We start from the raw sequence: 21878 nt of genomic DNA, 5'->3' as shown, positions 1-21878 counted from the left end.
GGAGACCAGAACCCGGACCCGGGTCGACCGGTCTTGTGGGCGCACGGGCGGCTACGCGGTGTTGTTCCAGTCGTACGGCCCGCCCCCGCGCCACTCGATCAGCTCCGGGTCGTCGACGGCCCTGTCCTCGGCGGGCAGACCTGCCTCGTTCAGGAACTCCAGCACATCGAAGAGGCTGTACGCGGTGCCTATGCGCTCGCCACGAATCGTCACCTGCCGCCCACCGTCCGACGAGGGCGGCAGCACGACCGCAGGGGGGTGCTCGTTCATATCACCACCATGCGCTCCACACGGTGGGCATGCAGGTCGACGACCGTGACAGGTGGGTGAGGAGGAGCGTCGTCGTCGTCTCCTCGGTCAGGAGCGCGGCAGGATTACCGGCCCTTGGGCGGCTGGTGCAGCCCGAAGGCGGAGCCCTGGTCGTCGCGGCACAGCTTGAACCGGCCGAACCGGGCGACCGACTCCTCGTCCTCGGCTCCTTCCTCGCCGATGTCTTCGACGGTGCCGCCCAGCTCCCGCAGTTTGGCGACCGCGGCGTCCAGGTCGTCGACGCGGAAGAACAGGTACGGGGAGGCACCGGCGTCGCCGCCGTGCATGCCGCCCGGCAGCCCGTCGGTGGCGATGGCGAAGCCGCGTCCGGTGGGGCCAGGGTCGAATGACCAGCCGAAGAGGGCTCCGTAGAAGGCCCGCCCGCGCTCGGGGTCGGCCACGCCGAGTTCGAAGAAGCTGGGTTCGCCCGCCATGTCACGCTCCTTTCCGTGGAGCACATGCACCCGCCATGCGCACGGTACGCGGGCCACGGTGTCGACGCGACTTCGTACGGCTGCCGACCTGGCTCGCCCGGACGCCCGCTGGCCCATCGTCAGTGGCGAGCCGTAGGGCGACGCGCTCGACATCGACGTCACCGTCGACTGCGTATGCCCTGTGCTGACCATGTGCACCCGGAAGGAACTCAGGAGCCGGTGACGCCCAGAGAGACGAAGTCGTAGCCGGAGTAGGCGTCGGAGCGGTAGACATTGGTCAGCCGGGAGCCGCGCCACACGAGCTGCTTCTCGTAGACGAGCGGCAGGTGGTAGGCGCCCTCGGAGACCCGCTGGTTGATCTTGCGGGAGATCGTGGCGACCTGGTCGGAGCGGGTCGTGGAGAGGGCGTCGTCCAGGAGCTTGTTGATTTCCGTGGTGTTGATCTCCGCGAGGTTGGTGTTGGCGCTCAGCGAGATGAGCCTGCCGTCGACCAGCGGCGGCCAGAAGCCCTGGAGAGACGGGAAGTCGCTGCTCCAGCCGGTGACGATGATGCCGTAGCCCCTGGCTCTCACCTGCGCCGGAGCACCGGAGACCATGGGGCTCTGCGCCGAGTCGATCCGGTCGATTTCGGCTGTGATGCCGACCTTGCGCAGTGACTCCCGCAGGGCGGTGGCGGCGTCCACCTCGTGCGGTCTGTCGCCGCGCACCGCGATCTTGGTGGAGAATCCGCTCGGCTTGCCACAGGCCTTGAGCTCCGCCTTGGCCTTGGTGGTGTCCGGCTTGCCGTCGTTCTTGAGGAGGCCGTACGGGTCGTAGCTGGAATCGGCGCCGATGAAGCCCGGCGGGAGCAGGTTGGGGGCGATGTCACCGCCTGCGGCGGGTCCGCCGAACGCGGTCTGTAGAACCGCGTGGTCGGCCGCGTAGATGACCGCCTTGCGGCAGTGGACGTTGTTCATGGGCTTGACGCTCTGAGGGAAGGCGGCGTAGCGAATGATGCCGGTCGACAAGGCGTCCAGGTTCTTCCTCAGTGTTGGGGTCTTCATCGCTTGCGCACGGGCGGCGTCGCTCAGACCGCCGCGCCAGAGCGCCAGGTCGTACGAGCCGTCCATCAGACCTCTGCTCATGACGTCGGCGCTGGAACCGGAACTGAGGATGTCGACCGTGATCGCTTCGGGCAGGGCGGCCCGGACGGGGTCGGACGACTTGTTCCAGTGGGGGTTGCGGACGAGTTTGAGGGACTTGTCGGGCGAGTAAGCCTCGAACTTGTACGGCCCGTTGGAGAACGGGTTGCGGCCGTACTGCGTCTTGGTGTCCTTCTCCTTCTTGACCGGCGAGGCGGCCGTCATGGCCAGCATCTGCTCGAAGTCGCTGTTGGGACGGGGGAGAGTGAAGACGATGGTCTGTTCGTCGGGGGTCTGGATCGCTTTCAGGCCGGACTTCGAGGTGTCCTTGTACGGGCCCTTGTAGTCACGGTCCGGGTCGAGCACTGGTTGCAGGTAGGACGGGCCGCCGTAGAGTTCGTCCTGCGCCCACAGCCGCTCGATCCCGTACAGGTCGGACACCTGTCCGGATGGCGCTGTGGCCCTGCCGCGGTAAAGGGTCCGTTTGAGGACCCTCATCGTCGTCCTGTGCCCGGGGTCAGGTCGCGCTCCGGGTGTCGGCGGTGAGGTCCAGTGCGATGTCGGTGATCATGTCCTCCTGGCCGCCGACCATGCCGCGTCGGCCCGCCTCGACGAGGATGGCGCGGGTGTCGAGACCGTGGCGGGTGGCGGCGATCTCGGCGTGGCGCAGGAAGCTGGAGTACACGCCCGCGTAGCCGAGGGTGAGGGTTTCGCGGTCGACCCGTACTTCGCGGTCCTGGAGGGGGCGTACGAGGTCGTCGGCGGCGTCCATCAGCGGGAACAGGTCGCAGGCGTGGTCCCAGCCCATCAGGTCGGCGACCGCGACGAACGCCTCCAGGGGACAGTTGCCCGCCCCCGCGCCCTGCCCGGCGAGCGAGGCGTCGACCCGCACCGCGCCGCTCTCCACGGCGACGACCGTGTTGGCCACGCCCAGGGCGAGGTTGTGGTGGGCGTGGATGCCCAACTCCGTTGCCGGGTCGAGGACTTCGCGGTAGGCGCGGAAGCGGTCGCGGACGTCGTCCATCGTGAGACGGCCGCCGGAGTCGGTGACGTACACGCAGTGGGCGCCGTACGACTCCATCAGCTTGGCCTGGCGGGCGAGTTCGGCCGGTTCCGCCATGTGGGACATCATCAGGAACCCGGCGACGTCCATGCCCAACTCCCGCGCGGCGGCGATGTGCTGGGCGGAGATGTCGGCCTCGGTGCAGTGGGTGGCGATCCGGACGCTGCGGATGCCGAGGGAGTGGGCCCGCCTGAGGTCGTGGAGCGTGCCGATGCCGGGCAGCAGCAGGGTCGTGGGCACCGCGTGCGTGGTGGCGTCCACCACGGCCTCGATCCACTCCCAGTCGGTGTGGGCGCCGACGCCGTAGTTGATGCTGGAGCCGGCCAGACCGTCGCCGTGGGCGATCTCGATCGCCGCGACGCCCGCCGCGTCCAGGGCGGCGGCGATCGCGCGAGCCTGGCCGACGGTGTAGCGGTGCCGGATGGCGTGCATGCCGTCCCGCAGGGTGACGTCCTGGACGTACAGACGAGTGGTCGTCGTGGTCGTCGTGCTCATCGTGCGGCCCCTTCGGTGGCGCCTTGTGCGGTCAGTCGGTGTGCAGTGATGCGTTGGGCGGTGTGCAGCGCGGCCGAGGTCATGATGTCGAGGTTTCCGGCGTAGGCCGGGAGGTAGTGGGCGGCGCCCTCGACCTCCAGGAAGACCGACACCTTCAGCGGGTCGGCCACGCCCGGGGCGAGGGTGCGCAGGGGGTCGTCGGCGGCGACCCGCTCGTACTGCACCTTCTGCTTGAGCCGGTAGCCGGGCACGTACGCCTGAACCTTGCCGACCATCTCCTCCACGGACGCCGTGACGGCCTCGGTGGCGCAGTCGGAGACCAGGCAGTGCACGGTGTCCCGCATGATCAGCGGGGGTTCGGCCGGGTTGAGGACGATGATCGCCTTGCCGCGGCCGGCGCCGCCGACCTTCTCGATCGCGGCGGAGGTGGTCTCGGTGAACTCGTCGATGTTGGCGCGGGTGCCGGGACCGGCCGAGCGGGAGGCGATGGACGCGACGATCTCGCCGTAGTGGACCGGGGTGACCGCGCCCACGGCGGCGACGATCGGGATGGTGGCCTGGCCGCCGCAGGTGACCATGTTGACGTTCGGCGCGTCCAGGTGGGCGTCGCCGTTGACGGGCGGGACCACGTACGGGCCCAGGGCGGCCGGGGTGAGGTCGACGAGGGTGCGGCCCAGCGGGCGCAGCACCGCGTCGTGGTGGCGATGGGCCCCGGCGGAGGTCGCGTCGAAGACGATCTCCACGTCGGCGAACTCGTCCAGGGCGACGAGCCCCTCGACGCCGTTGTGGGTGGTGGCCACCTTCAGGCGGCGGGCGCGGGCCAGTCCGTCGGAGTCGGGGTCGATGCCGGCCATGGCGGCGATCTCCAGGGTCTCCGACAGCCGCAGCACCTTGATCATGAGGTCGGTGCCGATGTTGCCCGAGCCGATGACGGCCACTTTGGTCTTGCCGCTCACTGGTCGTCCTCCTTGGCGTCGGCGAAGGCGGCCCGTACCGAGCCCAGGCCCGAGATGCGGGCCTCGAACACATCACCGGCGGACGCGGGCACCATCGGGCCCAGGGCCCCGGTCAGCACCAGGTCGCCGGCCCGCAGGGGGTCGCCGCGCTCGGCAAGCGCCGAGGCCAGCCACACCGCCGCGTTGAGCGGACTCCCGAGACAGTCGGCGCCGGTGCCCTCGGAGACGGTCTCGCCGCCCCGGGTCATGGTCATCGTCACGGCGCGCAGGTCCACGGCGGCGAGGGGGACGGGGGTGGCGCCGAGGACGTACAACCCGGAGGAGGCGTTGTCGGCGACCGTGTCGAGGAGGGAGATGTCCCAGTCCCGCACCCGGCTGTCCACGATCTCCAGCGCGGGCAGCACGAAGTCGACCGCCCGCAGCACGTCGACGACCGTGCACTCGGGGTGCGGCAGATCGCGCCCGAGCACCAGGGCGACCTCCGCCTCCACCTTGGGCTGGAGCAGCCGCCCGGCGGGCACCGTGCCGCCGTCGGGCACGGCCATGTCGGCGAACAGCGCACCGAAGTCGGGCTGGTCCACACCGAGTTGGCGCTGTACGGCGACCGAGGTCAGGCCGATCTTCCGGCCGACGATCCGGCGTCCGGCGTCCGAGCCGCGCCGGACGTTCAGCTGCTGCACGGCGTAGGCGGTCCGCAGATCGGCGCCCTCCTCGAACAGATCACGTACGGGCGGGCAGGGGACGCCGGTACGGGTGGCCTCGGCCAGCAGGTCGGCGGCCTTGAGCACGTCCGGTGGCACGGTCGGCATGGAATGCCTCCAGGGTTCCGAGGGAGGAATGCGATGGGTCGATACCGATATAGACAGCGTCCGTCCGAACGGACAAACTTTGTTCCGTGACACGGAACAACGCGGGCGGCAGCATGCTGGAAAAGGCCGCACTCATCATCGAGAGCTTCCGTCCGGACGGTGGTTCTTTCCGTCTGTCGGAACTTTCGGAGCGTACGGGTCTGCCCAAGCCGACGGTGCACCGGCTGGCGGCGGATCTCGTCGGGCTGGGCTGGCTGGAGCGGTCGGGCGCCGAGTACCGGCTCGGCGCCAAGCTGTTCGAGCTGGGTTCGCTGGTGCCGCACCGGCTCGATCTGCGGGAGACGGCCCTGCCCTTCCTCCAGGATCTGTTCGAGGCCACCCACGAGACCGTCCACCTCGGTGTCCGTGAAGGCCTTGAGGTGGTCTACCTGGAGCGCATCCACGGCCACGAGGCCTCCTGGCTGCCCTCCCGTATCGGCGGCAGCCTGCCGCTGACCTGCACCGGCGTCGGCAAGGCCCTGCTGGCCTTCTCGGGTGCGGAGCTGATGGAGGAGGTCCTGTCCCGGCCGCTGCCGAGCCTCACCCCGCACTCGATCACCGATCCGGCCCGGATGCGGACGGCCCTGGAGAAGATCCGCGTCTCCGGTCTCGCCTACGAGGAGCAGGAGGCCGCGCTGGGCATGAGCTGCATCGCGGCCCCCGTCTTCGCGGGCGGCACCACGGTCGCCGCCCTGTCGGTCGCGGTGCCGCGTGCCCGCTTCAGCCCGGCCCAACTGGCCCCCGCTGTACGGACGGCGGCCCTGGGACTGTCCCGGGTGCTGCGCAGGGGCGGCTGACAAGACCTTCAGCCGGTCCCGGGCTGGACGAGCTTGAAGAAGAGCCGCGCACCGGCCCGTTGAGCGGACTGCCGCACCCGGGCGGCGACCGACCGGGTCGGGGCGACGACGGAATCACCGGCCAGCCGGGGGAAGAGGGCCTCGGCGTTGCCGCGGTTGACGGCCGCGAGGGTGGCGGGATCCACACCGCTGTCCAGCCCGTTGGCGAAGTACTGACCGGCGGCCGTGGGCGCGAAGGGCCAGTCGCTGCCGAACAGGACGTGCCCGGGGCGGGCGAAGGCGAGCAGCGTGGGCAGCGCGGCAGGGCTGGAGGAGAGCGCGGTGTCGAAGTAGAAGCCGCGGAAGTCGTCCAGGACGTCCAGGGGACCGCGCCCGGTGCTGCCGGCGATGGCGACGGCCATGCGGTGGGAGGCGTACGGCAGGAAGCCGCCCGCATGGCTGAGCACGAACCGGATGTTCGGGTAGCGGCGCGGGACCCCGTTGCGGACGAGGAGGTAGGCGGCGCGGGTGGTGTCGAGGAGGAAGTCGGCGGCGAAGGGCGGGATGCCGTCGACCGGGGGCGCCGGGAGGTCCGCCGGGTGGACGAAGACCACGGCGCCGTGGTCGTCGAGGACCCGCCACAGGGCGTCCTGGCCGTCGGCGCCGAGGTAGGAGCCGTTGCTGTTGGCGAGCAGGGTGACTCCGTCGGCGCCCAGCCCGGTCAGGGCACGCTCCGCCTCCTTGGCCGATGTCTCGGCGTCGGGCATGGGCAGCGTGGCGAACCAGCCGAAGCGGTCGGGGTGTTGGGCGGCGAGCGCGGCGGAGAAGTCGTTGAGGTGCCGGGCCAGGTCGGTGGCCTCCGCCGGGTCGGCCAGGAAGCCGGCGCCCGGCGTGGAGACGGACAGGATCGCCGTGTCGGTCTCCAGCAGGTCCATCAGTTCCAGGGCTGCCTCGGGGCTCCAGTCGGGCAGTGCCCGGCCGCCCGCCTCGGCGATGCCCGCCCGGGTGAGGGCGTCGCGGTAGAGGGGCGGGACGAGGTGCTGGTGGACGTCGATCCGGCGGGGTGCTGGGGTCATGGGGTGCCTCATGGTTCTCGTGCGGCTCTGGTCAGGCCTGCTTGTTGCTCTCCTCGGTGAGGCGGACCGCCGCCTCGTACACCAGTCGCGCGTGCAGCTCGAACATCGCCACCAGGTCGACGGCCTCGCCGTGGACCTCCCGGTGGATGAATAGACCGTCGGCACCGGCGACCGCGTAGGTGGTCAGCGTGTGCACGGCGGCTTCGTCCAGCTCCGGGAACAGTGCCTCGACCACTTCGACGACCCGTTGCCGGGCGATCTCGCGGACCTGGAGGAAGACGGTGCGGCCCCGGGGTTCGCTGGGCCGCCGTTCCAGGGCCAGCATCAGGCCGAGGCGCAGGAAGTCGGGCGCGTCGACCAGGGACCTCGCCACGTTCGCCGCCATCGCGGTCACCCGCTCCAGCGGAGTCCCGGTCTCCTCGCCGGGCAGATCGACGGCCGCGAGCCAGGTCTCGAAGCTGCGCTCGATCACCGCGGCGATCAGGTCGTCCTTGTCCTTGAAGTGCCAGTAGATCGAGCTGGCGGGCAGCCCGCACTTGGCGCTGACCGCCGCGATGGACGTGCCCTCGTACCCGCGCTCGCCCGCGATCTCGACGGTGGCGTCGAGGATGCGCTGCCGCGACTCCACCCCGTTCGCACGCTTTCTGCGCGCCGGCTCTGCCCTGGTCATCGCATGTGCCCTTTCCGTCGTTTCCCGCACTTGACCCCTCGGGGCACCCAGCTTACCGTAGCGACCACTCCAATTGGAATGAGCGCTACGGTAAGAATGGCGACAGTGAGGTGGCCAGGTGCAGGAGACATACGACATAGCGGTGATCGGATACGGGCCCACAGGGGTGACGGCGGCGAACCTGCTGGGCGCGCTGGGCCTCAGCGTGGTCGTGCTGGAGCGCGACGCAGACGTCTACTCCCGGGCGCGGGCGATCTCCACGGACGAGGAGGTCATCCGGATCTGGCAGCGGACCGGACTGGCGGACCGGCTGAAGGAGGACATGCTGGCCGAGCGGCCACTGGACTTCGTCGACGCACGCGGCCGCACCTTCCTCAGCGCCTGCCCCACACCGCGCGGGCACGGCCATCCGCCGCAGATGTTCATCTACCAGCCGGCGCTGGAACAGGTCCTGCGCGACGGCGTCGACCGCTACCCGAACGTGGAGATCCTGCTGCGCCACGAGTGCCTGCGGCTCGTCCAGGACACCGAAGGTGTGGAGCTGACAATGCTCGCGACCGCCGACGACTCCGTACGGCGGCTGCGCGCGCGGTACGTCATCGCGGCCGACGGCGGCTCCAGCCTCACCCGTGCCCAGCTCAACGTGGGGTACGAGGGACGGACGTACGAGGACCGCTGGGTCGTCATCGACACCAAGATGCTCAAGCCCTGGCCGGACCACGACCGGCTGCGCTTCCGCTGCGACCCGGTGCGCCCGGCCGTGGACTGCCCGACCCCGCTCGGGCACCACCGCTGGGAGTTCCCGATCCTCCCCGGCGACGACGAGAAGCACCTGACCACCGACGACGCCATCCACACGATGGTGTCCCGGTACGGCATCGGCCGGGACCAGATAGAAATCCTGCGGGCCACCGTCTACAGCCACCACGTCCGCTTCGCGGCCCGCTTCCGGGTCGGCAGGGTCTTCCTCGCCGGTGACGCCGCGCACGCCATGCCGCCGTGGATCGGCCAGGGCATGGCCGCCGGGGTACGGGACGCGGCCAACCTGTGCTGGAAACTCGCCGCCGTGCTGCGCGGCGAACTGCCCGAGACGGTCCTCGACTCCTACGAGACCGAACGCAAGCCGCACGTCAGGGAGATCACCCGGCGGGCCGTGTTCACCGGGAAGATCATCACCGAACGGCGGCTGCCCGTCGCCAGGATCCGGGACACGGCACTGTACGCGGTGCGTGGACTGTCGGGCATCAGCAAACGGCTCGTGGACGCGCACTGGATACCGGTCGCCCGCTACGCCAAGGGGTTTCTGGCCCACCCGCGCGCCAAGGCCTCCGGGCGCCAGATCCCCCAGCCCTGGGTGACCGGTCCGGACGGGGTACGGGTCCGCCTCGACGACGTACTCGGCGGACGCTGGCTGCTCCTGCACGGCGGTCTGCCCGTCCCACAGCCCGCGTGGGACCGCTCCGGTGTCCCCTCGCTGGCTGTCCTGGCGGCGGGCTCGCGCCCGGCCGAGGGCGCGGTCGTCGACAGCGACGGTGTGCTGCTCGCCTGGATGGCGCGACACGGCGCGGCCACCCTCGCCCTGCGCCCGGACGCCTTCGTCTACGCCGCCGCTCCCCGGGGCGACCGACTCCCGCGGCCCCCGGCCGGTTTCGCACCGGCACCCAGCCACATCGGCCACATCGGCCAAGGAGCGTCATGACCACGCACACCGCACCGCCGCCCATGAAGGAGTCCCTGGTCGACATCGGCGGCCGGCGGATCTTCGTCGCCGAGACCGGCGACGGCCCGCCCGTCCTGCTGCTGCACGGCGGCGGCCCCGGAGCCTCCGGAGTCTCCAACTACTCCAGGAACATCGCCGAGTTGGCCAAGCAGTACCGGGTCATCGTGCCCGACCTGCCCGGCTACGGCCGCAGCACCAAGGGCGTCGACGGCTCCGACCCGTTCGGACACCTCGCCACCGGCATCCGCGGCCTCCTCGACCAACTAGGCCTGGACAAGGCCCACTTGGTAGGCAACTCCTACGGCGGCGCCTGCGCCCTGCGCCTCGCCCTGGACACCCCCGACCGGGTCGAGCGCATGGTACTGATGGGCCCCGGCGGCATCGGCACCACCCGCGCCCTGCCCACGCCGGGCCTCAACAGCCTGCTCAACTACTACTCCGGGGACGGCCCTTCACGGCCGAAGCTGGAGAGGTTCATCCGCAACTTCCTCGTCTTCAACGCCGCCGACGTGCCCGACAGCGTCATCGACGCCCGCTACGAGGCGAGCATCGACCCCGAGGTCGTCGCGGCCCCGCCGCTGCGCCGCCCATCGGGCCCGAACGCCCTGCGCACCATGTGGAAGATGGACTTCACCCGGGACGACCGCCTGTCCCGGCTGCCCGTGCCGACGCTGGTGCTGTGGGGAGCGGCCGACAAGGTGAACCGCCCTTCCGGTGGCCGGATGCTGGCCGACCGCATGCCCGACTGCGATCTCTACGAGGTCGCCAACACCGGGCACTGGGTCCAGTTCGAACGCGCGGAACTGTTCAACCGCGTCTGCGCCGACTTCCTGGCGGGCCGCCGATGAACATCTTCGCGAACCCTGTCGAGAACGCCTCCGTCTTCGGTTCCGTGCACCTCGGTTACCTCGTCGTCGAGACGAACCGCTTCACCGACTGGCGCCGCTTCGGCACCGACGCCATCGGCATGCACCACGACGACCTCGACACCGGCCTGATGCGCTTCCGCCTCGACGACCAGGAGTGCCGGTTCCTGCTGCGGCGCGGCCCGGCCGAGGATGTCGTCGCCACCGGCTGGCATCTCGACGACCACACCACGTTCGAGCAGATCGAGGCCCGCGTCCGCGCCCACGGCGTCCCCTGCGTCGAGGGCACCGCCGAGGAGGCGAAGCAGCGCGGCGTCGAACGCCTCCTGCGTTTCCCCGGCCCCAAGGGCATCACCCAGGAGATCTACACCACGCCCGTCACCACATCCGAACCCCTGCGCATGCTCGCCTCCGGCTGGGTCACCGGCGACTCGGGAATGGGCCACGTCGCGATCACCTCGGCCAAACCGGCCCTGATGCGCGGCTACTTCACCACCGTCTTCGACGCCCGTCTCACCGACCGCATCGACGAGACGATCAGTGGCGTCAAGCTCAAGATCCGCTTCCTGCGCGTCAACGAGCGCCACCACTCCATCGCCATCGCCGCCGTACGGGGCCTGCCGATCGACCCGGTCCGCACCCGCGTACAGCACCTCAACGTCCAGGCCGCGTCCCTCGACGACCTCGCCCGCAGCTACGAACGCGTGCACGAACTCGGCTTCGACATGGCGCTGTCGGTCGGTCAGCACACGAACGACAAGGAACTCTCCTACTACGCCCGTTCGCCCTCGGGCTTCGAGTGGGAGGTCGGCTGGAACCCGGTCGTCGTCGACGAGACCACCTGGGAACCCTCCACCCACCAGGGCATCAGCACCTGGGGACACCTACCGGTCGGCCGGACCATCGTCGACAAGCTCCACCAGTTCCGCCTGGGCGCCCGCTCCCTCGCCCGCCCGGAGAAAACCGTCCCGGCGCTCAGCGGCGCCGGCATCCCCGACGACTGACGGACCGCCTTGACTTCGGGGCCGCGTCAGCCGTCGAAGCGCGACGAACCGAGCGTCACCTGGTGACCGACGAGGTCGATCTCGACGCCGTCGGCGGTGGCTCGCGCCGATGCGAAGCCGACGCCCTGCGGGAGGCCGACCCGCCAGTCCAGTCCGGTCTGTTCGACACCGGGGACCGTCAGGGAAAGCTCCGTACCCTGCGCCAGAAGCGTTCCCGTGGCGTTCAGCGCCGTCCCGCCGACCGTGCCCGCGACCTTGACGCGTGCCGCCTGGCCGTTCGACCCCGACGCCCGGGAGACCTGCAACGGGCCGCCGTTGCCCGCGAGTCGGGTGACCACTCCGGACAGCTCCTTGTACGAGATGGTCAGCGTGCCGGTGGCGAGGTTCGCCTCGGCGCTGCGTGCCGTCAACGACGTCACCCGCACATCACGCAGGTCCAGGTGGAGACGGTCGACGTGCAGATAGCCGCCCTGGGCGTTGTTCGTGGTGTCGATGTAGAACCGGTGCGCGGTCAGCGACACATGACCGAACTCCTCGCCGGCCGCCTGCGTCAGAAAGGGAAAGCCCTCGATCGACACGTCCAGGTCACCGTCGGTGGTGTTGGCGTAGCCGTACTTCTCCTTGGCGAGCTGGGTGACCTCCTTGTCGGCGTAGTGCACGCCGACGCGGTCGGCAGCCGTGAACAGCGCGGCGAGCACCACGACCGTGATCAGCAGAACCTTCACCCATCGACGTCTCACGCCGATCCCCCATGTTGTGTCGAGCCGAGTACAGGGCGCTCACACGGAGGCCGGGGGAGACTCTAGGACGCCGCCCGCCATGAACGGTCGTACGAATGTTCAAGGCCGCGTCAAGGTGCCCGCCCCCCGAACGGAGAGCGGGCGCCCGCAAGCTCAGACGGCGTCCAGCTCGGCCAACTCCTCGGCGGAGAGCGTCAGTTCCGTGGCCGCCGCCGAGTCACGGATGGTCTCCGGGCGGGAGGAACCCGGGATCGGGACGACCACCGGGGACTTGGCGAGCATCCAGGCCAGGCACACGCGCTGCGGACTCACACCGTGGGCCTCGGCGACCCGGGCGAAGGCGGCGTACGTCGAACCGAGCCCGCCGGCCCGGGAGATGCCGCCGAGCGGGCTCCAGGGCAGGAACGCGATGCCCAGCTCGTCGCAGAGCCGCAGTTCCGGCTCGCTGGAGCGGAAGGCCGGGGAGAACTGGTTCTGCACGGACACCAGACGCCCGCCGAGGATCTCGTTCGCCTGCCGGATCTGGTCCGGGTTCGCGTTGGAGATACCGGCCAGACGTATCTTGCCCTCGTCCAGCAGGTCCCGGATCGCGCCGACCGACTCCCCGTACGGGACCTTGGGGTCGGGCCGGTGGAACTGGTACAACCCGATGGCCTCCACACCCAGCCGCCGCAGTGAGGCCTCGCACGCCTCCTTGATGTACGCGGGGGAGCCGTTCAGGGTCCAACTGCCGTTGCCGGGACGCAGATGCCCGCCCTTGGTGGCGACCAGCACGTCCGCTCCGCGCTCATGGGTGGCGAGCGCCTTCGCGATGAGGGTCTCGTTGTGACCGACCTCGTCGGCGTCCCGGTGGTAGGCGTCCGCCGTGTCGATCAGCGTCAGGCCCGCGTCGAGCGCGGCGTGGATGGTGGCGAGAGAACGGTCCTCGTCCGGCCGGCCCTCGATCGACATGGGCATACCGCCCAGACCGATCGCGCTGACCTCCAGGTCGCCGATACGTCGAGTCTGCATGTGCTCGTTACCTCTTCCGGGGGTCGCGGTCGCGGAGCAAGGGCTTGCACTCCAGCCTTGCCCGCCGGACGCCCCGGGGTCCAATAGAGGAATACGAACGCATTCAGCACCCGGGGAGCTGAATCCCGGTGACCGGAGGGCGGGACGTGCACCGCTGGTAAAATGGGGTCACGCTTCGACACCGCTGGGGCCCGTACCGGATGGGTACGGGCCCCAGCGCGTTGCAGGCGCCAGACCAGGAAGGCTCCTCATGAACCCCGAACCGTCAGCTCACGGACACCCCGGTGCCGGTACGCCCGAGGGGGCGACAGGCCTGCCGCCGGCCGAGTCCTTCGACGCGCTCGGGCTGCCGCCGAAGCTGCTGGCGAAGATGACGGACCTCGGGGTGACGGAGCCCTTCCCGATCCAGGCGGCGACCCTCCCCAACGCGCTGGCCGGCCGCGATGTCCTGGGCCGCGCCCGCACCGGCTCCGGCAAGACGCTCGCCTTCGGGCTCGCGCTGCTCGTCCGTACGGCGGGACTGCGAGCCGAGGCGAAGCGGCCCCTCGCGCTGGTGCTGGTGCCCACCCGGGAACTCGCCCAGCAGGTCGGCGACGCGCTGGAACCGTACGCGCGAACCCTGGACGTACGGCTGGCGACGGTGGTCGGCGGGCTGTCGATCAACAAGCAGCAGGCGGCGCTGCGGGCCGGTGCCGAGGTGGTCATCGCGACGCCGGGGCGGCTGACCGACCTGGTGTCGCGCCGGGACTGCCTCCTGAACCACGTCCGGATCACGGTGCTGGACGAGGCCGACCAGATGTGCGACCTGGGCTTTCTGCCGCAGGTCTCGGACCTCGTCGACCAGGTCCGCCCCGACGGACAGCGGCTGCTGTTCTCGGCCACGCTCGACCACAACGTCGACCAGCTGGTACGCGACCACCTCCACGACCCGGTGCTCGCCTCGGTCGACCGGCTGGCGGGCTCGGTCACCACGATGGAACACCACGTCCTGAACATCCACGCCGCCGACAAGTACGCGACCGCGACCGAGATCGCCGCCCGCGACGGCCGCGTCCTGATGTTCCTGGACACCAAGAGCGGCGTCGACCAGTTCACCCGGCACCTGCGGGCCAGCGGCGTCCGCGCCGGCGCCCTGCACAGCGGGAAGTCGCAGCCCCAACGCACGCACACGCTCGGCCAGTTCAAGGACGGCGAGATCACCGTGCTGGTGGCCACCAACGTCGCCGCGCGGGGCATCCACATCGACGCGCTCGACCTCGTCGTCAACGTCGACCCGCCCGCCGACGCCAAGGACTACCTGCACCGCGGCGGACGTACGGCGCGTGCGGGGGAGTCCGGGAAGGTGGTCACCCTGGTCACCCCCAACCAGCGGCGCGACGTGAACCGGATGATGTCCGACGCCGGAATCCGGCCCACGGTCGCCCAGGTGCGCTCCGGTGAGGAGAAGCTGACCGCGATCACCGGCGCGAAGCGCCCGCCGACCGCGACGAAGACGACCACGGGCAACGCCCCCTTCCGTGGCATCGGCACCCGCCCGGGCCGCCCCGCGAAGGAGTCCCGCAAGGCCGCCGAGGCTCGCAAGACGGCGGAAGCCCGCGCGGCGGCCCGGGTCCGCAAGGGCCGCTGACCCCAGGTCGTGTCCGCAAGGTCCCGTCGTCCGCCCGGAGGGCGGGCCCGGCGGCGTCATGGGGGTCCCCCCGGTCGAGCGCAGCCGAGAGTGGGGGAGTGTGCTCTCGGCGTGCCGGGCGGAGACCCGCGTACTGGTTGTACGTGGGGATTCGCCCGGTGCGGCGAGTGGGGTCCCGCTCTGGGGGAGCGTGCCAGGCGTCGCCGGGCTGGCGGACGCCGCGGGCACAGCCTAGGGCTTTGCCCTGACCAGTCCCGCGTCGTACGCCGTGATCACGGCCTGGATGCGGTCCCGTGCGCCGATCTTGGCGAGGACGCGGCCCACGTGCTTCTTGACGGTGGACTCGGTGAGGACGAGCCGCTCGGCGATCTCGCTGTTCGTCCAGCCCTGCGCGATGGCGACGAGCACCTCGCGTTCGCGGTCGCTGAGCGTCCGCAGGCGGGGGTCGACGGCCGCCGGGGCGCCGGGCGGGGCGAGGACCTGGTGGGCGTAGGCGTCCAGGAGGCGGCGGGTAAGACGGGGTGCCACCACGGCGTCGCCGGTCGCGACCGCGTTGATGCCGGCGACGAGTTCCTCGGGGCGGGCGTCCTTGAGCAGGAAGCCGCTGGCGCCGGCGCGCAGGCCTTCGTACGCGTACTCGTCGAGGTCGAAGGTGGTGACGATGAGGACGCGGGTGCGACCGCCGGAGGCGATGATGCGGCGGGTCGCCTCCAGACCGTCCATGCCGGGCATACGGATGTCCATCAGGACGACGTCGGGGCGCAGTTCCGAGGCCAGCCGGACGGCCTCGGCGCCGTGCGCGGCCTCGCCGACCGGGGTCAGGCCGGGGGTGCCCTCGATGAGCATGCGGAAGCCCATGCGCTGTAGGGGCTGGTCGTCCGCGATCAGCACGGTGGTCATGGCAGCAGTTCTCCCGGTGCCGACGCGGCGGGCGCGGAGGGCACGTCGAGCACGACGTCCACGAGCCAGCCGTGGCCGGTGTCGCGCGGTCCGATGGTGACGTCACCGCTGTACATGGCGGCCCGCTGGCGGATGCCGACCACCCCGTGACCGGCGTCGCCGGTGTGCGGCGCCGGCTCCGGGGACGCCCCCGGGGGCAGGCCCGTGTCCTCGACGCGTACCCGCACCCGGCCGACCTCCGCGGCCACGGTGACCTCGGCGGTGGAGCCCGTACCCGCGTGCTTGAGCGTGTTGGTCAGGGCCTCCTGGACGATGCGGTAGACGGTGAGCTGGACGCCGCTGGTCAGTGCGTCGAGTTCACCCACCGTCCGGTAGGTCACCGTCAGCCCCGCCGCGCGGACCCGGGTCAGCAGGAGGTCCAGGTCGTGGATGCCGGGCTGGGGGTTGAGCAGCCGTACGTCGTCCTGGTCCTCGCGCAGGACGCCCAGGACGCGGCGGAGTTCGCCCATGGCCTGGCGGCCGGTGTCGCCGAGGATGCGCAGCGCCTCGGCCGACTGCTCGCCCCGGTTGGTGGCGAGGGTCGCGGCGCCGTCGGCGACGCTGACCATGACGGAGAGGTTGTGGCCGACGATGTCGTGCATCTCGCGCGCGACCCGGGACCGCTCGGCGGCGGCGGTCAGCCGGACGCGTTGGTCGCGCTCGATCTCCAGGCGGGCGGCGCGGTCCTCCAGGGCCGCCAGGTACATCCGGCGGATCCGGAGGGTCAGGCCGACGGCGATGGCCGCGGTCGCCGTCCCCAGCAGGAAGAACATGGCGAGCAGCGGAGGCTCGACGGGCACCAGGACGAACACCGCCAGGGCGACCTGGACGCCGGTCAGCGCGGCGGCCCAGCCCAGGATCCGCAACGACCCGTGCAGGGCCAGGCTGTACAGGGCGACGAGCGTGCTGAGTCCGGCCTGTTGCCAGATGTCCAGGGACCACTGGACGAGAGACACCAGCGCGATCACGAAGTACGTGACGGCGGGGGCTCTGCGCCGCCACCACAGCGGCACGACGAGCGCGACGGCGAAGGCGAGCAGCACGACGGTCGGGTGGTCGCTGGTGGGGGCCGCCTCCTCGAACGGGCCGTCTCTCTTGTCGGAGAACACATCGGGCAGGCTGGTGAGGGCGACGAACAGCACCACCGCGGTGTCGAGCAGCCACGGATGCCGCCGGTCCAGCCGCCGGCGGCGGCCCTGGTCGCGCAACAGACGGCCCAGCAGCGGGTGCGTCCAGGCGGCGTCGAACCCGGAGGACGGCTCGAGCGCCGTCCCCCGGTCCGGATGCGCGGCGGCTGCCGTCCGCTCGGGGCTCATGACCCTCATTGTCCCCGGCCCGCGACTCACGCGTCGCTGCGGACCAGCCGGTACGCCGCCCCGGCGAGGGTGAGCGCCACCCAGCCGGCGAAGACGGCGAGTCCCGCGCCGGGTGCGAGGGCGTCGGACGAGTCGTGCAGGGCGTAGATGGCCGAGCCCGCGTTGCTGGGGAAGTACGGGTTGATGCTGTCGTACAGGGAGTCGGGCAGCAGCGAGGCCAGGCCGGGCAGGATGAGCAGGACACCCACGAGGACCGCGATGGCCCCGGCGGAGGAGCGCAGGAGCACACCCAGGGCGACGCCGAACACGGCGACCAGACCGAGGTAGACACCGGCGCCGGCCAGACTGCGCAGTACGCCGTCGTCGCTCAGGGACAGGGCGATCTTCTCGCCGTCGAGACCGAGGGTGCCCAGTTGGAAGGCGGCCAGTGCGCCGATGGTGGTGAGGAGCAGGGCGACGGGCCCGATCACGGCGGCCTTGGACCACAGGACGGGCAGTCGGCGCGGTACCGCGGTGAGGGTGGAGCGGATCATGCCGGTGCTGTACTCGCCCGCCGACAGGAGCACACCGAGGACGCCGATGGCCAGCGATGCGAAGGTCACCCCGAGCAGCGCGAGACTCACCGCGTCCTGGGTACCGGAGCCCGGACCGCCGGACGGGCCGCCGTCGGCGACGACGTCCGGGCTGTAGGTGGCGGAGGCGATGGCCCCGAGGGCGACGAGCAGGAGCAGGGAGACGCCCAGGGTGATCCAACTGGAGCGCAGCGACCAGAACTTGGCCCACTCCGAACGCAGTACCCGAAGGCCGGTCACCTTGTGCACCGTCGTGCGGGCTGGAGCCGCGGAAAGGGTGTCGGTGGTCATCAGGCGGCCTTTCGTGCGGTGTCGGCGGGAGCGCTCTGGTACTCGACGGCGTCGTGGGTGAGGGCCATGAAGGCCTCCTCCAGGGAGACGGACTGCTCGGTGAGTTCGTACAGCGCCACCCCGTGCTCGGCGGCGACCGCCCCGATCTCCCGGGCGCTCCGCCCCGACACCACCAGTTCCTCGGCGGAGGACGAGCTGATGGTGACGTCCGGGCCCGCCAGCAGCGAACGCAGCCGCACCGCCTCGGTGGTGGCGACCTTCACGCCTCCGCCGCCCGCCTCCCGGGTGAAGTCGTCGACCGTGGTGTCCGCGAGGAGCCGGCCCCGGCCGATGATCACGAGGTGGTCGGCGATCAGCGCGGTCTCGCTCATCAGGTGCGAGGAGAGCATCACGGCCCGGCCCTCGTCGGCGAGGGAGCGCAGCAGGTTGCGCACCCACAGCACGCCCTCGGGGTCGAGGCCGTTGACCGGTTCGTCGAGCATGACGATCGCCGGGTCGGCGAGCAGCGCCGAGGCGATACCGAGCCGCTGGCCCATGCCGAGCGAGAAGGCGCCCACCCGCTTGCCCGCCACGCTGGTCAGCCCCGCCAGCTCGATGACCTCGTCCACCCGACTGCGGGAGATGCCGTGGGTGTGGGCCAGCGCCATCAGATGGTTGAACGCGGTACGCCCAGGGTGGACGGACTTGGCCTCAAGGAGGGACCCGATCTCGTGCAGGGGCGCCGCGTGCTTGGCGTACGACTTGCCGTTGACGGTGACCGAGCCGGCCGTCGGCGAGTCCAACCCGATGATCATGCGCATGGTCGTGGACTTGCCCGCTCCGTTGGGCCCCAGGAAGCCGGTCACCTCGCCCGGTTTGACGGTGAAGCTCAAGTGGTCGACGACCGTCTTGTCGCCGTACCGCTTCGTCAGCTCACGCGCTTCGATCATGGAAGTGGCCTCTCCTGCCGCGAACACGGCCGCACACACAGCGCGGCGCCTGATGTCGAAGCTACGAGAACGGCAGGTCGCGGCCGTGGGACCACAGGGGACACTTCGGTGGCCGGGTGGTACCGCGGTACCACTGGCGTGTCCTTCGCAGGGGGTACGTCGGAGTCGGCATCCGTCAGGCGACGAGGCCGCCCAGCAGCCGGTCCGCCCCGAGGGGGAGGGACAGTGCGCGCCCGCCCAGATCGTCGGGGACCTCGGGGTGGTCGGGGTTGATCCGGACGAGGTGGGCCCCAGGAGTGTGGCGTACGACGTGCTCCATGGGCCATCGGATCACGCCGGGGGTGTTGAACCCGGCCCCGATCTCGACGACGAGCAACCTGCCGTCCGTGGGCCTCTGGTCGAGCCACTGGGCCAGTCGCTCGCCGGCGGGCAGATGGGCGTCGTCGACGAACTCGGGGCCGACCCGGACATTGGGAAAGACGTCGGCACCGCAGTTGGGGCAGTGCGGCAGGGCCTCGGGGTCGGTCACCCGGCCGCTCTCACGGTCGTACGCCGCGAGGACCCTGTCGAGGAACGGCTTGCTGAACCATGTCTCGCGTGTGCACGGCACGGTGCACTGGAGGCGGCCGTAGTCGCCCTGCGGGGTGAAGACACGGTCGGCGGCGAAGCCGTTGCGGACGAACAGCGCGTCGACGTTGGACGTCATCACCCAGTGGTCGCGGTCGCCGACCAGGGTCCGCAGGCGCCGGTAGAGCGGGTTCGGGGCGGGGTCGTAGCGGATGTCGTCGATGTGGACGGCCCAGTAGCCCCACATCATGTCCGGTGGCAGCGGCACACCCAGCAGAAAACGCGAGCGCAGGCCCAGCCGGTGCAGGGCGGGAAGGAGCTGCCGGAAGCGTTCGGCGTCGCCGTAGTCGTAACCGGCGGCCGCGCTGAGGCCCGCGCCGGCCGCGACCAGGACGCGGTCCGCCTCTCCCAGCCACTCATGGAACGTCCCGCCGGCCTGTGCGGCGGCGGGAGGGGTGTTGCTCGTGGCACTCACGTGACCTTCGTGCCCTTTCCGTTTTCTGCCGCACGGGCACGCTGCCGGGGCGGTGCGATCACCAACGTACGAGGCGACACGGGTGCGGGCCGGATACACTTCCGACTGATGATGGCCAAAAACCGACACAGTGCCGCGAGGGAGATCCCCGAGGTCCCCTTCGCCGCCCCGGCGGGTACGCCCGCCGGAGTCGAGGCCATGTCGCTGGCCGACCTGCGCCGGCGCGTACCGGGCCACACCCTCTCCCGGCCGCAGCGCCCCGACTTCCATCACCTGGTCACACTCAGCGCGGGCGACCTCTCGCACACCGTGGACTTCACCGCCCACGCCCTCCGGCCGGGCTCCTGGCTGTGGGTGCGCCCCGGGCAGGTGCAGCAGTGGGGCGACCTCACCCGGGCCGAGGGCATCCTGATCCTGTTCCGGCAGGACTTCCTCGACGCGGCGACCGTCTCGGCGGCCCGCGTCGACGACCCGCACGCACCCGTCGTCAGCACGCCCGTCGCCGCCGACGCGCAGGCGCTGGACCTCGCGGTGGAGCATCTGAGCCGCGAGTTCCATGCCCTCGGCCAGTTGCCGCTGGACGTCCACGTGGCCGCCCTGCGCCATCTCCTGGCGGTCCTCGTGCTGCGGCTGGCCCACCTCATCGTGCCGGCCGGCGGCCCCGCGCCGGAGCCGGACGAGACGTACCTGCGGTTCCGGGACGCGGTGGAACAGCACTTCACCCGGACCCGGCGGGTGGAGGACTACGCCCAGCTGCTCGGCTACTCCCCGCGCACGCTGGCCCGCGCCACGCTGGGCACCGCCGGGCTCAGCGCCAAGGAGTTCGTCGACCGCCGGGTCGTCCTGGAGGCCAAGCGGCTGCTGGCCCACAGCGACCGGACGGCGGCCCAGATCGCGGCCCAGCTCGGCTTCGCCAACCCGTCCCAGTTCAGCAAGTACTTCCTGCACCGGGTCGGGCGGTCACCGATCGACTTCCGGGAGGTCGTCCGGGGGCGCGCGGAGGGGCTGCCGCCGGGCGCCGAGCAGCACGCCCAGCGCGGCGACGCGCAGTCTCAGAGGCCCGCCGAGGAACGCAACGCGTGACGGTAGGCGCTCTCGTCGGCCGCCTCGAACACCGTGAACACGACCCGGTCGAACCGCTCCGGCCGTGCGTCGAGCCAGTCGGCGACCGTGCGCAGGGCGATCGGGGCCGCCTGGTCCTTGGGGTAGCCGAAGACGCCGGTGCTCACGGCGCACAGGGCGACCGTGCGGATGGATTCCACCTCGGCGGCGAGGTCCAGGCAGGCCCGGTAGGAGGAGGCGAGTGCCTCCGCGTCGCTCGTACGCGGGTTGCCGTCGGTGACGGGGCCGACGGTGTGCAGGACGTGGCGGGCGGGCAGATGGTAACCCCGGGTGATCTTGGCCGTGCCGGTCGGCTCGGGGGCGCCCTGGAGTGTGACGACGGTCCGGCAGTCGTCCCGCAGCCGTGGTCCGGCGGCGCTGTGGATGGCGTTGTCGATGCAGGGGTGCAGGGGCTGGAAGCAGCCGAGGAGGGCGCTGTTGGCGGCGTTGACGACGGCATCGGCCGCGAGCGTGGTGATGTCGCCCCGCCACAGCGCGGTGCGCTCGGCCGCACGGTACGTCGTGTGGGGGAACTCCGCCGCGATCGTGGGAAGTTGGGACGCCTGCGTAGTAGGGCGGAGTCCGAGTTCCGTGCTGAGCACGGAGTCCACCGCGTCGGAGGCGCCGTCCGGCAGCGGGCCGGGCGGGCGCACGGTCAGCAGGGCGCGCAGGAGCCGACGGCGGGCCGTCGCGTCGGTGACGATGAGGTCCCACAGGGAGCCGGCCCGCAGCCCGAGCCGGGACACGGCCGGGTCGGTGCTGAGCAGCCGCAGCGCCGCGCGCACCCGCTCGTCCAGCCGATCGGCCGGGACGGGACCCGCGGACGGCTGGAACGGCTCGTCCAGGGCGATCGCGGCGCGGTAGGCGGGCAGAGGCAGTTCCGAAGGCGTTCCGGTGCGGTCGTCGTACGGGGGCGAGGGCGACGACATCGTCATGCGGGCTCCGATGCGGAGGGGCGGAGGACGGGCTGGG

Annotated in this window: 22 protein-coding genes; 6 read left to right on the top strand and 16 right to left on the bottom strand. The window is 71.2% G+C overall.

Annotated features, from left to right (window positions below):
• Positions 1-51: 51 nt before the first annotated feature.
• The 6 genes from OG787_RS02000 to mhpD form a co-directional block, all read right to left on the bottom strand.
• Positions 52-270 (bottom strand): hypothetical protein, encoded by a 219-nt coding sequence (locus OG787_RS02000; RefSeq protein ID WP_369036396.1) that lies wholly within the window; start codon positions 268-270, stop codon positions 52-54.
• A gap of 104 nt (positions 271-374) precedes the next feature.
• Positions 375-743: a VOC family protein gene (locus OG787_RS01995; RefSeq protein ID WP_369036394.1), complete on the bottom strand. Its 369-nt coding sequence runs from the start codon at positions 741-743 to the stop codon at positions 375-377.
• A 209-nt stretch (positions 744-952) separates the two neighbouring features.
• A complete protein-coding gene (locus OG787_RS01990; protein WP_405534099.1) occupies positions 953-2305 on the bottom strand; it encodes an ABC transporter substrate-binding protein in 1353 nt (450 codons plus the stop codon).
• A gap of 76 nt (positions 2306-2381) precedes the next feature.
• Entirely contained in the window at positions 2382-3422 is a 1041-nt protein-coding gene (gene dmpG, locus OG787_RS01985) for a 4-hydroxy-2-oxovalerate aldolase (RefSeq protein WP_369036391.1), read from the bottom strand.
• The gene (locus OG787_RS01980) at positions 3419-4378 is read right to left on the bottom strand and encodes an acetaldehyde dehydrogenase (acetylating) (protein WP_405534098.1); all 960 of its coding nucleotides are present in this window, start codon (positions 4376-4378) and stop codon (positions 3419-3421) included. Before OG787_RS01980 ends, dmpG begins: the two co-directional genes overlap by 4 nt.
• On the bottom strand, positions 4375-5187 hold the full coding sequence (gene mhpD, locus OG787_RS01975; protein WP_405534097.1) for a 2-keto-4-pentenoate hydratase: 813 nt from the start codon (positions 5185-5187) through the stop codon (positions 4375-4377). Before mhpD ends, OG787_RS01980 begins: the two co-directional genes overlap by 4 nt.
• 113 nt (positions 5188-5300) lie before the next feature.
• Between mhpD and OG787_RS01970 the strand changes: the two genes are divergently transcribed.
• Positions 5301-6023 carry an IclR family transcriptional regulator gene (locus tag OG787_RS01970; RefSeq protein WP_369036399.1) on the top strand — a complete coding sequence of 241 codons (723 nt, stop codon included), beginning with the start codon at positions 5301-5303 and terminating at the stop codon, positions 6021-6023.
• Between the two features lie 8 nt (positions 6024-6031).
• Here OG787_RS01970 and OG787_RS01965 read toward each other — a convergent pair whose 3' ends face one another.
• Both OG787_RS01965 and OG787_RS01960 read right to left on the bottom strand, forming a co-directional pair.
• Positions 6032-7078, bottom strand: coding sequence for an amidohydrolase family protein (locus tag OG787_RS01965; RefSeq protein ID WP_405534096.1), 1047 nt, complete (start codon positions 7076-7078; stop codon positions 6032-6034).
• Positions 7079-7109: 31 nt separating this feature from the next.
• On the bottom strand, positions 7110-7748 hold the full coding sequence (locus tag OG787_RS01960) for a TetR/AcrR family transcriptional regulator (RefSeq protein WP_405534095.1): 639 nt from the start codon (positions 7746-7748) through the stop codon (positions 7110-7112).
• Positions 7749-7866: 118 nt separating this feature from the next.
• Between OG787_RS01960 and OG787_RS01955 the strand changes: the two genes are divergently transcribed.
• From OG787_RS01955 to OG787_RS01945, 3 genes are read left to right on the top strand one after another with little or no spacing between them, the layout of a single operon-like run.
• Complete coding sequence (locus tag OG787_RS01955; RefSeq protein WP_405534094.1) at positions 7867-9447, top strand: bifunctional 3-(3-hydroxy-phenyl)propionate/3-hydroxycinnamic acid hydroxylase; 1581 nt, start codon at positions 7867-7869, stop codon at positions 9445-9447.
• Positions 9444-10316 carry an alpha/beta fold hydrolase gene (locus OG787_RS01950; RefSeq protein WP_405534093.1) on the top strand — a complete coding sequence of 291 codons (873 nt, stop codon included), beginning with the start codon at positions 9444-9446 and terminating at the stop codon, positions 10314-10316. The genes OG787_RS01955 and OG787_RS01950 overlap by 4 nt, the downstream gene beginning before the upstream one ends.
• Positions 10313-11338 (top strand): VOC family protein, encoded by a 1026-nt coding sequence (locus tag OG787_RS01945; RefSeq protein ID WP_369036384.1) that lies wholly within the window; start codon positions 10313-10315, stop codon positions 11336-11338. Before OG787_RS01950 ends, OG787_RS01945 begins: the two co-directional genes overlap by 4 nt.
• A gap of 26 nt (positions 11339-11364) precedes the next feature.
• Here the strand turns inward: OG787_RS01945 and OG787_RS01940 are convergent, their stop codons facing one another.
• A complete protein-coding gene (locus tag OG787_RS01940) occupies positions 11365-12078 on the bottom strand; it encodes a DUF2993 domain-containing protein (protein WP_405534092.1) in 714 nt (237 codons plus the stop codon).
• Positions 12079-12231: 153 nt separating this feature from the next.
• Positions 12232-13089, bottom strand: a complete 858-nt coding sequence (locus tag OG787_RS01935) for an aldo/keto reductase (protein WP_405534091.1) — start codon at positions 13087-13089, stop codon at positions 12232-12234.
• A 250-nt stretch (positions 13090-13339) separates the two neighbouring features.
• Between OG787_RS01935 and OG787_RS01930 the strand changes: the two genes are divergently transcribed.
• On the top strand, positions 13340-14716 hold the full coding sequence (locus tag OG787_RS01930; RefSeq protein WP_405534090.1) for a DEAD/DEAH box helicase: 1377 nt from the start codon (positions 13340-13342) through the stop codon (positions 14714-14716).
• A 231-nt stretch (positions 14717-14947) separates the two neighbouring features.
• Here the strand turns inward: OG787_RS01930 and OG787_RS01925 are convergent, their stop codons facing one another.
• The 5 genes from OG787_RS01925 to OG787_RS01905 form a co-directional block, all read right to left on the bottom strand.
• On the bottom strand, positions 14948-15616 hold the full coding sequence (locus OG787_RS01925) for a response regulator (protein WP_369036380.1): 669 nt from the start codon (positions 15614-15616) through the stop codon (positions 14948-14950).
• Entirely contained in the window at positions 15613-16971 is a 1359-nt protein-coding gene (locus tag OG787_RS01920; protein ID WP_405534089.1) for a sensor histidine kinase, read from the bottom strand. The genes OG787_RS01925 and OG787_RS01920 overlap by 4 nt, the downstream gene beginning before the upstream one ends.
• 26 nt (positions 16972-16997) lie before the next feature.
• A complete protein-coding gene (locus OG787_RS01915; protein ID WP_405534088.1) occupies positions 16998-17834 on the bottom strand; it encodes an ABC transporter permease in 837 nt (278 codons plus the stop codon).
• Positions 17834-18763, bottom strand: a complete 930-nt coding sequence (locus OG787_RS01910) for an ABC transporter ATP-binding protein (RefSeq protein WP_405534087.1) — start codon at positions 18761-18763, stop codon at positions 17834-17836. Before OG787_RS01910 ends, OG787_RS01915 begins: the two co-directional genes overlap by 1 nt.
• 175 nt (positions 18764-18938) lie before the next feature.
• Positions 18939-19805 carry an NAD-dependent protein deacetylase of SIR2 family gene (locus OG787_RS01905; RefSeq protein ID WP_405534086.1) on the bottom strand — a complete coding sequence of 289 codons (867 nt, stop codon included), beginning with the start codon at positions 19803-19805 and terminating at the stop codon, positions 18939-18941.
• A 108-nt stretch (positions 19806-19913) separates the two neighbouring features.
• Between OG787_RS01905 and OG787_RS01900 the strand changes: the two genes are divergently transcribed.
• Positions 19914-20888, top strand: coding sequence for a helix-turn-helix domain-containing protein (locus OG787_RS01900; RefSeq protein ID WP_405534085.1), 975 nt, complete (start codon positions 19914-19916; stop codon positions 20886-20888).
• Here the strand turns inward: OG787_RS01900 and OG787_RS01895 are convergent.
• Positions 20858-21841 carry a protein-ADP-ribose hydrolase gene (locus OG787_RS01895; protein WP_405534084.1) on the bottom strand — a complete coding sequence of 328 codons (984 nt, stop codon included), beginning with the start codon at positions 21839-21841 and terminating at the stop codon, positions 20858-20860. The genes OG787_RS01900 and OG787_RS01895 overlap by 31 nt on opposite strands.
• Positions 21842-21878 lie beyond the last annotated feature (37 nt).

The sequence above is a fragment of the Streptomyces sp. NBC_00075 genome, assembly GCF_045041225.1.
GTDB classification, from domain to species: domain Bacteria; phylum Actinomycetota; class Actinomycetes; order Streptomycetales; family Streptomycetaceae; genus Streptomyces; species Streptomyces adonidis.
This window is presented reverse-complemented; position numbering and strand designations above follow the sequence as displayed.